Genomic DNA, 12,075 nt, shown 5'->3' on the forward strand with positions numbered 1-12,075 from the left:
ATGCGTGGCTGCGCCATCCACACCACGGTAGAGCCACGCCATGCGTGGCTGCGCCATCCACACCACGGTAGAGCCACGCCATGCGTGGCTGCGCGATCCACACCAACGGCAGCCACGCATGGCGTGGCTCTACAGCGACCTATCAGGCGATCCCGATGCCCGGGATCGCCGTGATCGCATCGGGATCGAAGCCGGCCAGTTCGGCGAAGTGGCGGCCACGGGCGACGTAGTCGCGGTACACGCCATAGCTGGGCGCACCCGGCGACAACAGCACCACCCCGCCCTGCCCGCCGAGCGCGGCCTGCGCCAGCTGCATGGCCTCGGGCAGATCGGCGGCCGCATGCAGACTGAAACGGCCGGCATCGGCCAGCGGCTGCAGCAGTGCGTGGATGCGCGGGCCGTTGGCGCCCATCGTGACGATCTCCACCGGCGGTACGTCGTGCGCCATGTGCGCGACGAAGTCGTGCCAGTCCAGTCCACGATCATGCCCGCCCACCAGCAGCGCGATGCGGTGCCCGGCGAAACATTCCAGCGCCGCCAGGCTCGCGTGCGGCGTGGTGCTGATCGAATCGTTGACGTAGATAATCCCCTCGCGCGTCCCGATGGTCTGCAGGCGGTTGGGAAGCGGGCGGAAGTCCTGCACCCTCGGCGCGAGCGCCACAGCGTCCAGGCCCAGCGCTTCGATCGCCGCCAGCACCGCGCACAGGTTGCCGCGGTTGTGCCGGCCGGGCAGCGGGGTATGCGAGGTATCGAACACCGGCTGCTCGCCGCGATGCACGACATCGCCGCGCATGTGCCAACCCAGCGGCTGGTTGAACCAGATGATCTCGCTGCGGGGCAGCGACAGCCCGGCCAGGTGCGGATCGGCTGCGTTGAGCACCGCGATCCGCGGCGCGGCCCCGGTGACCAGCTGCAGCTTGTCTTCGATGTAGCGCGCTTCGCTGCCGTGCCAGTCCAGGTGTTCGGGGAACAGGTTCAGCACGATGGCGACCTGTGGGTGCGCGCCACTGCGCGCGACCTCGCCGGTCTGGTAGCTGGAGAGCTCCACCGCCCAGTACTGCGGCACCGGCTGCGGGTCGAGCACTTCCAGCAGCGGCAGGCCGATGTTGCCGATCAGCCCGGTGCGCGCGCCCGAGGCGCGCAGCAGATGCGCCAGCAGCGCGGTGGTGGTGCTCTTGCCCTTGGTGCCGGTCACGCACACGGTATCGTGCACGATGCCGTCGGCGGCGGCCTGTTCGGCGAACCACAGCGAGGTACCGCCGATGAACTGCGTGCCCTGCGCCGTGGCGTGCAACGCAGCGTCGCCATACGGGCTGATGCCCGGCGACTTGATCACCACCTCGAACGCGGCCAGCGCCTCGCCGGTGACATCCGAACGGACCGTCAGCGCGCCGTGGGTTTCCTCGCGCGCACCGGTGGCCTCGGCCTCCGGGCAGAACAGGGTCAGCGGCAGCGACGGCAGCCGCTGCTGCAGGACGCGAAACGCGGCGCGTCCCTCACGTCCCCATCCCCACAATGCAACGCGTTTGCCATCAAGCTGCGAAATTCGCACGCAGACGCTCCCAGATCGCCGGCGGAATGCGGTGCTCGCCTTCCAGTACCAGCAGCGGTTCGATCTGCAGTTCGGCGGCCTCCAGCTGCGGGCGGATCTCGTGGACGAAACGCTTCACCAGCGCGTCTTCATTCCACTCCGGGCGCGCGGCCAGGGTCGCCATCGCCGCACGCGATTCGCGGCCTTCGCCGACGCACTCGAACGGCTTGTGGTCCTGGAATTCCAGCAGCGCATCGAAGCCGGGGGCCTGCTCGATATCGTCGAGCAGATTGCGGCCGAAGATCCCGACCAGGCGCATCTTCGGCATGAACGGGGCCAGCGCCAGGAACACGAAGTGGCACTTCGGGCAGACACCGCACCAGCGGTTCACCGGGCGCTCGCCCAGGATGTGGAAATTGCGGTTGCAGCTGGAGAAATGCGCGTCGTAGAAATCGCTCTTGGCGAACTGACGCGCCACCGCCAGCTCCGACAGCGGGCGCAGCAGCGAGTAATAGTGCAGGTCCGCCGCAACGTGCCGCTCCAGGTGCTCGCCGAAGGCCTGCTCGAACGCCCAGCCCTTCGACCACTGGTGGTTGACCTCGCCGGTGCCGGGAATCTGGCTGCCATAGCTGGCCGAGCGTTCGTTGGAGAACACCACCTGGTCCACGCCCTGCAGCAGCGCGGCCAGCACCATGATCGCCGAGTTCACCGCGGTGACCGGGATATGCCCGTTCCAGGCGCCCTGGCGATTGAGCTCGAACAGCTCCGGCGCCAGCGTTCGGCCGATGTTGAGGATCGGCAGGCCGGCGCGCTCGGCGCAGGCGCGGATCAGCTGCGAGCCACCGATCCAGGTGACGGTCTCGGCGATGCCCAGGTGGCGCAGCGCTTCGATGCTGACCAGCGAATCCTTGCCGCCGCCGATGGCGACCAGCGCGTGTTCGCGCAGGCCCAGTGCCGGCGCGGCGAAGGCCTCGCCCTCCACCGGCAGGCGGAACCGGCCACGCAGGTTCAGCCCATTGCGGTAGGCGAACTCGCCCAGGCCGTTGAGGTAGACCGTCTCCACCAGCGCGGCGGTGGCCGCATCGATGGTGTAGCTGTCGATGCGCACCTGCTCGGGAACGCCCGCCTTGTAATAGCTCACACCGGCGATCAGGTGCAGCAGGCGCAGGGCGCGCTGCACCGCTTCGGCGCGGTCGCCCTCGAGCACGAACGGCGCACCGGGGATGGTGACCGTCTCGATCAGTTCCGGGCCGTCATCGAAGGCGTAGACCAGCTGCGCCACGCCGGTGTCCGCGGCGAACGCGCAGCGGACGAAGCGGAAAACGGCAACCTGGTGTTTATCAAAAGCAGTCATGGTGTATCCGGTTTGAAAGACGGCAGGCAGCGGTCACGGGCCATCATCGATGACGTCCTCGCGCGGCAGCTCGCGCTGGTTGTAAGTGTTGGCCATGACGTAGCCATACGCGCCGGCGTCGGCGATCAGCATCACATCGTCCGGCGCGGTCGAGGCCGGCAGGCGGCGACGCTTGCCGAACACATCGCTGGATTCGCAGATCGGCCCGACCACATCGAACATCGCTTCGGAATAGCCACTCAGGCGGCTGAGGTTCTCGATGTCATGCCAGGCGTCGTACAGGGCCGGACGCATCAGCGTATTCATGCCCGCATCCAGACCGACGCGGCGGATGCCGTCCTTCTCCACCACCTGGGTGGCCCGGGCCAGCAGCACGCCGGACTCGGCCACCAGATAGCGGCCCGGCTCGATCGCCAGGCGGAACGCCGGGTGCACGGCCTTCACTTCGGCAAGGCCGGCGGCCCACGCGTCCAGATCGAAGGGCTCGTCGTCGGCGCTGTACGGGATCGGCAGGCCACCGCCGATATCGATGGTCTCGACGCTGCCGATGCGGCGGGCGAACCCGGCCAGCTCATCGCACATCAGGCGCCAGTGCTGCGCGGTTTCCACGCCGCTGCCCAGGTGGGCATGCAGGCCGACCACGCGGGTGCCCAGCTCGCCGGCGATGCGCACGAACTCATCCACGCGCGCGATCGGCAGGCCGAACTTGGAGTCCTTGCCGCCGGTGCGGACCTTGGCATGGTGACCTTCGCCACGGCCCAGGTCCACGCGCAGCCACAGCTCGCGGTTGCTGAACAATTCCGGCCAGCGCTGCAGCGCTTCCACGTTATCCAGGGTGACGGTGACGCCCAGCGCGAACGCGGCATCGTATTCGGCGTGCGGCGCAAAGCTCGGGGTGAACAGCACGCGCTTGGGCGACAGCGTCGGCAGCGTGTTGAACACGTGCTTGAGCTCGCCGTGCGAGACGCACTCCAGGCCGAAGCCTTCCTGCTCCAGCACTTCCAGGATGGCCGGGTGCGAGTTGGCCTTGATCGCGTAGTAACGCTGGTCGATCGCCTTGATCGCGTTCAGCGCGCGCGCACGCGCCCGCACCGTCGGCAGGTTGTAGACGTAACGCGGCGTACCGGCCTGGGCGAGCGTCAGCAGGTGCTCGCGCTGGCCCCGCCACCAGGCGGTTTCGCGCGGGCGGATGGTGCCGGCGATCTCGCGCCAGCGCGGGCCGAATACTTCGCCCTCTTCCACCGGCATCGCGCCGCTGTCGATCAGCTCGGCGTGCAGGATCGGCAGCAGCCCGTCCGCATCCGCCTCGTCGATCACGAAGGTCAGGTTCAAGTCGTTGGACGACTGCGAAATCATGTGCACGCGTTCGCGGCCGAAGGTGGCCCACACGTCCGAGAGCTTGTGCAGCAGCGAGCGCATGCCGCGGCCGACCAGGGTGATCGCCGCGCACGGCACGATGATCTTGACCTTGCAGATCTGCGAGAGGTCGGCCGACAGCGCGGCCAGCACGTCGGTGCTGACCAGGTTCTCGGAGGGATCCAGCGAAACGGTCACGTTGGTCTCGGCCGAACCGATCAGGTCAACGGACAGGCCATGCTTCTTGAACAGCCCGAACACGTCGGCCAGGAAGCCGACCTGCTGCCACATGCCGATGCCCTCCATCGAGACCAGCACGATCCCGTTGCGGCGGCTGATCGCCTTCACGCCCGGCACCGCCGCGGCGTTGCCATCGATGCTGGTGCCCGGCAGCTCGGGGCGTTCGGTGTCCAGGATCGCCATCGGCACCCCGGCGTCGCGGCACGGCTTGATCGAGCGCGGGTGCAGCACCTTGGCGCCGGTCGTCGCGATTTCCTGCGCCTCGTAATAGTCCAAGCGGGTCAGCAGGCGCGCGTCCGGCACGTCCTTCGGGTTGGCACTGAACATGCCCGGCACGTCGGTCCAGATCTCCACGCGGCTGGCGCCGAGCAGCGCACCGAAGTACGCCGCCGAGGTATCCGAACCGCCACGGCCGAGGATGGCGGTGCCGCCATCGGCGTGGCGGGAGATGAAGCCCTGGGTGATCAGCATGCGGGTCGGCTGGGCGCGGAAACGCGCGGCCCAATCGGCCTCGGCACGCCACTGGCAGTTCACCGACAGGCGCTGCGACCACTCGCTCTGGCTGGGCTGCGGCGGCAGCGCATCGAGCCACTCGCGCGCGTCCATCCAGCCGAAATCCAGACCGCTGGCGCGCAGATAGGCCGCACCGACGGTCGAGGACAGCAGTTCGCCCTGGCCCAGCACCTCGGCCTGCCATTCCAGCGGCCGCCCGGCGGCGCGCGGATCATCGAGCAGCCCGGCCAGCGCGTCCAGACGGACGTCCAGCGCGGTGGCATCCAGCTCCAGCTCGGTCAGGAACGCGCGGTGGCGCGCGACCAGCGCCGCGACGCGGTCGCGGCTGTCGGCGGCGCCGTCGGCAATGGCGGTCAGTTCATTGGTCACCCCGGACAGCGCCGACACCACCACCAGCACGCGCGAGCCCGTTTCTTCCGCCCGTTTTTTCGCCAGTTTGCCGATGGTGTCCCAGCGGTGACGACGCGACACGGAGGTGCCGCCGAACTTCAGTACGATCCAGCGATCGACAAGGGGGGAAGCTGACATGGAGGTGGAGGTTTGGGTAGTGAGGGGAATCGCCCGGCACGCCGGGCCGAACCCCCGATTCTATGCCAAGCCTGGCCGTTGCAGGGCCCGGGCGGCCCAGGCCGGGCGGATTTGGCCGGTCGCCGGTGCGCGGGGCGCCGGTCACGGCCCGGAACGCAGCCCCGATTGGTAAGCTGCCCGCCCGTTTTTCGTTGAGCGATCTGCCATGACCTCCCGTCGTTTCCTGCAGCTGGATGTGTTCTCGCCCTACCCCGGCGCCGGCAACCCGCTGGCCGTCGTGCTCGATGCACAGGGGCTGGACGCGGCGGCGATGCAGGCCATTGCCCGCTGGACGCGGCTGCCGGAAACCACCTTCGTGTTCCCGCCGCAGGCCCCGGGTGCCAGCTACGGCATCCGCATGTTCAGCCCGCAGAAGGAAGTCCCGTTCGCCGGCCACCCCAGCGTGGGCACCGCCCATGCCGTGCTGGAACTGGGCGTGGCCGCGCCGGTCGAGGGCGTGCTGGTCCAGGACGGCATCGCCGGGGCGCTGCCCCTGCGCGTGGACGGCAGCGGCGCTACCCGCACCATTGCGATCCGCACGCCGCGTGCAGCGGTGGCCGAAGTGACGACCGCCAACGATCCGCGCCTGCAGGCCGCGCTGGCCGGGTGGCCGCTGGGCAGCCTGCCGCCGGCGCGCATGGCCGGTGGCCGCAGCTGGTGGGTGGTTGAACTGGCAGACGAAGCGGCCCTGCGCGCACTGACCCCGGACTGGGATGCCGTGGCCACCCTCGCCGAAGCGACCGATAGCATGGGCGTGTTCGCCTATGCGCGCAGCCAGGGCCAGGCCTGGGATCTCGCGGTACGCGCCTTCGTCGGCAACGGCCGTCGCTTTGAAGATGCCGCCTCCGGTGCGGCCAATGCCGTGCTCGCTGCCTGGCTGGACAGCCGCGATGCCCTGCCCGGCACCGCGCACGGCTACGTGGTCAGCCAGGGCCGCGAAGTCGGCCACGACGCGCGCCTGACCCTGCGCATCGATGACCACGGCGATGTCTGGTCCGGCGGCCAGGTGCAGACCGTCATCCGCGGCACGCTGGACTGGTGATCCTGCGGCGGCGACTCAGCGCGCCGCGTCATACACCGGTGCGCCATCGACCCAGGTCGAGCGCACCTGCAGGTCGGCCAGCCCGGCGGGCGGCACGCTGAGCGGGTCGCGATCAAGCACCACGAAGTCCGCGCGCAGGCCCGGCTGCAACCGCCCGACCTGGCTGTCGTCATGACCCGCCCAGGCCGCATCGGCGGTGAACCCGCGCAGCGCTTCGGCTGCGGTCAGCCGCTGATCAGGCTGCCAGCCACCGGGCGGTCTGCCGGCACGGTCCTGGCGGGTGACCGCCGCATACAGGCCCAGCCGCGGGTCGACCTGCTCGACCGGGAAGTCCGAGCCCAGGGCGAGCCGGGCACCGGAGGCCAGCATCCGCCGCCAGGCATAGGCGCCGAGGATGCGCTCGGGGCCGACCCGATCCTGCGCCCAGCCCATATCCGAGGTGGCGTGGGTAGGCTGAATCGAGGCGATCACGCCGAGCTGGGCGAAACGCGGAATGTCCTCCAGCGCAACCACCTGCGCATGTTCGATGCGCCAGCGATGGTCGCCACTGCGGCGCTCGCCGAGCACCCGTGCATAGGTGTCCAGCGCGATCCGGTTGCCGCGGTCGCCGATCGCATGCGTGGCGACCTGGACATGACAGGCATCGGCTTTGCGCACGGCGGTCTCGAAGTCCTCAGGTGAGGTGACCAGCAAGCCGCGGTTGTGCGGGTCATCGCTGTAATCGGCCAACAGCGCCGCACCGCGGCTGCCCAGCGCGCCATCCATGAACAGTTTGACCCCGCGCATTTCCAGCCGGCCGCCGGCGTGCTGGTAGGTCCCGTTCACGCACAGATCGGCCAATGCGTCGCTGTTGCCATCGGCATAGGCATCGATGCGCAGCGGCAACCTGCCGGCGTCGGCGAAGCGGCGCATCAGGGCCAGATCGGCGCGCGATACGCCCATGTCGTGCACGCCGGTCAGGCCCTGGCTGACTGCTTTGTCGAGCGCGCGGGTCAGCATCTGCTCGCGTGCGGCCTCGCCCGGGGCCGGTATCGCCGCCTGCACCAGGGTCATCGCTTCATCGATGAACACCCCGCTCGGCTGGCCCTTGGCATCGCGCACGATGCGCCCGCCTGCAGGCTGCCAGTTGCCCTTCAGCGCGCGTTGCCCGGGGCGCTGGGCGACCGCGCGCAGTGCCGCGCTGTTGCCCCAGCCGGCGTGGCCGTCGATGCGGCCCAACCAGACCGGGCGGTCCGGGAATGCAGCGTCGAGATCGGCCAGGGTCGGAAACTGTTTGACCGGCCAGCGGTTCTGGTCCCAGCCACTGCCCAGCAGCCAGCCCTCGGGGTTCTCCGCCGCAAAGCGCTGCAGGCGCGCGACGATGTCGGCAGTGCTGGTCGCGCCGGTCAGGTCGGCCTGCATCAGGGTGCCGCCGAGAAACATCAGGTGCGCGTGCGCGTCGATCAGGCCCGGGATCACGGTCGCTTGGCCGACGTCGGTCAGCGCCGCCAGTGGATACAGCTCGAGCATCGCCTGCCGGTCACCGACGGCAAGCACGCGCCCGGTCTCGGTCTCCCATGCCAGCGCGGTGGCGGTCGGCGCGTCCGGATCGCCGGTGTGGATGGTGGCGGCGGTCAACAGGCGGACATCGGCCTGCGCGGTCCCCGCCAGCAGGCAGGCCATCAGGGCAGCGAAAGCAGTCGGACGCATGCAGACACCCCACAAAAGGAAAGCGGCGACTATGCGGCCGCCGCTTTCCCATCACAATCTGCTGTGCACCAATCCTGCGCCGATCAGCTGGCCAGTTCGGCTTCCAGCGTGATCGGCACCGCACTGAGCGCCTTGGAGACCGGGCAGTTCTGCTTGGCGTCATCGGCGATGGCACGGAACTGGGTGGCCTCGATGTTCGGCACCACGGCCTTCACCTTCAACGTGATCTGCGACAGCTGCGGGCCACCTTCCATCGAGAGGTCGACCTTGGCTTCGGTATCCAGCGAGGTCGGCACGAAACCGGCTTCGGTGAGCTTGGCCGACAGCGCCATGGTGAAGCAGCCGGCGTGTGCGGCGGCGATCAGTTCTTCCGGGTTGGTGCCCTTCTCATCGCCGAAGCGGCTGCTGAAGGCATAGCGGGTTTTGTCCATCAAGCCGCTCTGGGGCGTGCTCAATTGTCCCTTGCCTGTCTTGAGGTCACCTTCCCAATGCGCGGTGGCATGACGCGAAATACCCATCGTTGATCTCCTGCGGGATGAATGGCCAGGCCATCGTAGACCGGTCCGCGTTAGCACCGTGTCTGGCCGCCGCCAGCCTGCTGCCGGGTGTCGCCCCCAGCTGAATCGTCGATCAGGATGGATGCTGTTTTCAAGTGGTTTTCGTGCGACAGTCGGGGTGCGACGGTCCATGACCGATGGCACCCGCCGCGAGGGCGGACCCTGTTTTTTGGCTATGACCTGATGCACCGCGGTAACGAAGGGCGTGGAAATCACGAATTTTTATGCGTCTGCCTATTGGCGGCGCCCCACAGTTGCCCTACATTTCGCTTGCCGACGGGGTTCGGCGCGACCAAACAACCAACCGTTCACGGAACAGGAAACCATGGCAAAGACCGCTAAGAAGGCTGCCCCGAAGAAGGCAGTAAAGAAAGTCGCTACGAAGGCAGCCGCGAAGCCGGCCGCTCCCAAGCCGATCAAGGAAGTGCTGAGCAAGTCTGGTCTGGTTGCACACATCGTTGAAGCGTCCGGCGTTGTCGCCAAGGACGTGCGCGCCGTGCTCGCCTCGCTGGAAGGCGCCGTCGCCGCTTCGGTGCACAAGAAGGGCGCTGGCAGCTTCACCCTGCCGGGCCTGCTGAAGATCTCCACCGTCAGCGTGCCGGCCAAGCCGAAGCGCAAGGGCATCAACCCGTTCACGAAGGAAGAGCAGTGGTTTGCCGCCAAGCCGGCGTCGACCAAGCTGAAGGTGCGTCCGCTCAAGAAGCTCAAGGACGCCGCGCTCTAATCTGCGCGCTTCCTGCAGCACCCGACGGGACGGCTCACACCGTCCCGTTTTTTTTGGAGGTTCTGCCATCCCATCGAGGCGGCGGGTGGGTCCGACGCTGCCGAAACACAGCGTTTCCAAAGCCATCAACGGCGCGCCCTTCCCGCGCAGATGCCTGTCCTGCCGTGATCCACGCGATGGCAGGACCGGCCGGAACGCACAGGGTGGAACACTGCGTGCGACCGCGCCTGTCGTCGCGGTGCGGATCGCAGCCTATGGTGGCCTTGTCCCCCACCGCGCAGGCAGCCATGGCCAGCTCTTCTTCCCAGCGTTACCGCATCACCGTCACCCCGATCGAAAAGGACGGCCTGCAGTGCAGCGGGCGCTGCACTATCGAGCTGGAGCATCGTGCGCAGCAGGACTGGATGCGCCTGCTGGAAATCGCACGGCGCAACACCGGCCTCAGCGGAGACGAACGGGCCGCGGCGATCGTCGCCACCCAGCTGCTGCGCGATCTCGCCCAGCGCCATGCCAATGAACCCAGCCACCCGCTGACCGTGCTGCAGCCGCAGCTGGACGAGGTGCTGGCCGCGCTGGAATCGATCCAGGGCGCGCCCTGAGCCCACCACCCGCACGCGTCAAAGCTGGATTCAGCCGCGCGCGTTATTGTTGGCGTCTCATTCCCGCACGGCCTGCCGTCATGAACGTTCGCCCGCTGTTATCCCGCCTCGCCGCCTGCACCGTGCTGCTGGCCGCCGCCATCGGCGCTCAGGCTGCGCCCAGCATTTCCGGCCGTCAGTTGTCGGTGGGCGCCACCGATGTGCAGCAGTACCTCGATGGCAGTTTCCCGCGCACGCAGGACGCGCTGGGCGGCCTGATCGCGATGACCATGAGCCATCCCCAGCTCACCCTGCCGCAAGGCAACCGCCTGGATCTGGGTTTCGACATCGCCATGGCCACTGCCGGCGGCAACCCGGCCCCGTTGGGCAAGGTCAAGCTGAGCAGTGGCCTGCGTTATGACGCGCAGACCCAGGGCTTCCACCTGCAGGAGCCGACGGTCGATGACTTCACGCCGGCCAACAATGGCGGCAAGCTTGATTCGCGCACGCGTGGCCTGCTCAACGCCTGGCTGGTCGATTACGCCCGGCGCGAGCCGATCTACAAGATCGACCCGACGGTCGCGGCGGTGCTGGGCACGCTGCAGGTGCAGTCGGCGCAGGTAGAGAACGGCAAGCTGGTGGTCACCTTCAACCAGGACCTCGGTGCGTTGGTGCCGGCAGGCTTGCTGAGCAAGTAACCGGAAATGGCACCGACCCACGGTCGGTGCCTGCATCCATCAAGCGGCCAGCGCCTTGGCCACGGCATCGGCGAACGCCGGGATGTCACCCGGCTTGCGGCTGGTGATCAGGCCACCATCCACCACCACCTCGGCATCGGTCCACTCGGCACCGGCATTGCCCAGATCGGTTTTCAGCGACGGCCACGAGGTCACCTTGCGGCCCTTGGCCAGGCCGGACTCGACCAGCAGCCACGGCCCGTGGCAGATCGCAGCAACCGGCTTGCCCGCGGCGCCGAAGGCCTTGATCAGGGCCACCGCGTCGGTATCGATGCGCAGCTTGTCGGGATTGATCACGCCGCCGGGGAGGACCAGCGCGTCGTAGTCGTCGGCCTTGGCGCCCTTCAAGGGGGCATCGACCTTCACGTTCTCGCCCCAGTCCTTGTCTTTCCAGCCGCGGATCTGGCTGGCGTCACCGGGGGCGATCACCTTCACCGAGGCGCCCCAGGACTCCAGCAGTCGCTTGGGTTCCTGCAGCTCGGACTGTTCGAAACCATCGGTGGCGAGGATCGCGATGTGCTTGCCGTTGAGTGCATGTGCCATTGAGCGGCTCCATTAAGTAGGAGCCTTCAGTGTGGCCAGGCACGCATTGGGCGACGGTGACCAGGATGTGCACAGCGTGTCGGCGCAGTCACCGGCGCACGTGGCCGGTGACCGCCAGCGCGGTCAGCGCTTGGGCTGGAGCATCGTGCCGGTGCACTTTTTAGAGCCGCAGCGGCATTCCCAGATCTTCTTCAGGCGCGCGGTGTGACGCTCGGCCAGGGTGATGCCGTAGTTGTAGGTCAGCTCGTCGCCCGGCTGGATGTCCTTGATCGCCTCGATGAAGACCTTGTCCTCGCGGCGGTTGTCGCCCTCGGCTTCCTCGATCACCGCTTCGCAGTTGGGCTCGCAGCTGTGGTTGAGCCAGCGCGCGTCATTGCCCTTGTAGTTCGCATCGATGACGTAGTCGTCATTGAGGGTGAACAGGAAGGTATGACCACTTTCCACATCCCCGGTGTCGTCGGCATCCACGTCGGCGTGGCTGCGCAGCAGACCCTTGTACTGGATGACCCGCTCACCTTTCTTGATCGGCGCCAGCGCGAACACGCCATTGCCATGGATGGTGGACTTGCGGGCCTGGATCTTCTTGGGCATCTGGCTGACCGTTGCGGTGGGAAGCCCCGATTCTCGCTTAATCTTTGTGATTG

At 68.0% G+C, this 12,075-nt stretch carries 11 protein-coding genes; 4 read left to right on the plus strand and 7 right to left on the minus strand.

Annotated elements, in window-relative coordinates; genetic code table 11:
• Window positions 1–142: 142 nt before the first annotated feature.
• The 3 genes from murD to NJD74_RS03805 are packed head-to-tail and all read right to left on the minus strand — an operon-like array spanning window position 143 to window position 5,522.
• The gene (murD, locus tag NJD74_RS03795) at window positions 143–1,552 is read right to left on the minus strand and encodes a UDP-N-acetylmuramoyl-L-alanine--D-glutamate ligase (RefSeq protein WP_319623701.1); all 1,410 of its coding nucleotides are present in this window, start codon (window positions 1,550–1,552) and stop codon (window positions 143–145) included.
• Entirely contained in the window at window positions 1,533–2,885 is a 1,353-nt protein-coding gene (murL, locus tag NJD74_RS03800; RefSeq protein WP_319623702.1) for a UDP-N-acetyl-alpha-D-muramoyl-L-alanyl-L-glutamate epimerase, read from the minus strand. Before murL ends, murD begins: the two co-directional genes overlap by 20 nt.
• Window positions 2,886–2,918: 33 nt before the next feature.
• The gene (locus NJD74_RS03805) at window positions 2,919–5,522 is read right to left on the minus strand and encodes a bifunctional aspartate kinase/diaminopimelate decarboxylase (protein ID WP_019185681.1); all 2,604 of its coding nucleotides are present in this window, start codon (window positions 5,520–5,522) and stop codon (window positions 2,919–2,921) included.
• 205 nt (window positions 5,523–5,727) lie between these two features.
• On the opposite strand from NJD74_RS03805, the gene NJD74_RS03810 reads away from it, so the two are divergent.
• Complete coding sequence (locus NJD74_RS03810; RefSeq protein ID WP_070471088.1) at window positions 5,728–6,603, plus strand: PhzF family phenazine biosynthesis protein; 876 nt, start codon at window positions 5,728–5,730, stop codon at window positions 6,601–6,603.
• 15 nt (window positions 6,604–6,618) lie between these two features.
• Here NJD74_RS03810 and NJD74_RS03815 read toward each other — a convergent pair whose 3' ends face one another.
• Both NJD74_RS03815 and NJD74_RS03820 read right to left on the minus strand, forming a co-directional pair.
• The gene (locus NJD74_RS03815; protein ID WP_319623703.1) at window positions 6,619–8,292 is read right to left on the minus strand and encodes an amidohydrolase; all 1,674 of its coding nucleotides are present in this window, start codon (window positions 8,290–8,292) and stop codon (window positions 6,619–6,621) included.
• A gap of 83 nt (window positions 8,293–8,375) precedes the next feature.
• Window positions 8,376–8,810, minus strand: coding sequence for an OsmC family protein (locus NJD74_RS03820; RefSeq protein ID WP_070426802.1), 435 nt, complete (start codon window positions 8,808–8,810; stop codon window positions 8,376–8,378).
• A 364-nt stretch (window positions 8,811–9,174) separates the two neighbouring features.
• Between NJD74_RS03820 and NJD74_RS03825 the strand changes: the two genes are divergently transcribed.
• From NJD74_RS03825 to NJD74_RS03835, 3 genes are all read left to right on the plus strand, one after another.
• Complete coding sequence (locus NJD74_RS03825) at window positions 9,175–9,573, plus strand: HU family DNA-binding protein (protein ID WP_019185677.1); 399 nt, start codon at window positions 9,175–9,177, stop codon at window positions 9,571–9,573.
• Between the two features lie 254 nt (window positions 9,574–9,827).
• Entirely contained in the window at window positions 9,828–10,172 is a 345-nt protein-coding gene (locus tag NJD74_RS03830) for a DUF3861 family protein (protein ID WP_083298719.1), read from the plus strand.
• An 80-nt stretch (window positions 10,173–10,252) separates the two neighbouring features.
• A complete protein-coding gene (locus NJD74_RS03835; protein ID WP_019185675.1) occupies window positions 10,253–10,849 on the plus strand; it encodes a DUF1439 domain-containing protein in 597 nt (198 codons plus the stop codon).
• A gap of 39 nt (window positions 10,850–10,888) precedes the next feature.
• On the opposite strand, the gene NJD74_RS03840 is transcribed toward NJD74_RS03835, so the two are convergent.
• Both NJD74_RS03840 and NJD74_RS03845 read right to left on the minus strand, forming a co-directional pair.
• Window positions 10,889–11,431 carry a type 1 glutamine amidotransferase domain-containing protein gene (locus tag NJD74_RS03840; protein WP_019185674.1) on the minus strand — a complete coding sequence of 181 codons (543 nt, stop codon included), beginning with the start codon at window positions 11,429–11,431 and terminating at the stop codon, window positions 10,889–10,891.
• A gap of 123 nt (window positions 11,432–11,554) precedes the next feature.
• The gene (locus tag NJD74_RS03845; protein ID WP_019185673.1) at window positions 11,555–12,022 is read right to left on the minus strand and encodes an SET domain-containing protein-lysine N-methyltransferase; all 468 of its coding nucleotides are present in this window, start codon (window positions 12,020–12,022) and stop codon (window positions 11,555–11,557) included.
• Window positions 12,023–12,075: the final 53 nt, after the last annotated feature.

The sequence above is a fragment of the Stenotrophomonas sp. RG-453 genome (genome assembly GCF_033843685.1).
Classification (GTDB): Bacteria; Pseudomonadota; Gammaproteobacteria; order Xanthomonadales; family Xanthomonadaceae; genus Stenotrophomonas; species Stenotrophomonas bentonitica_A.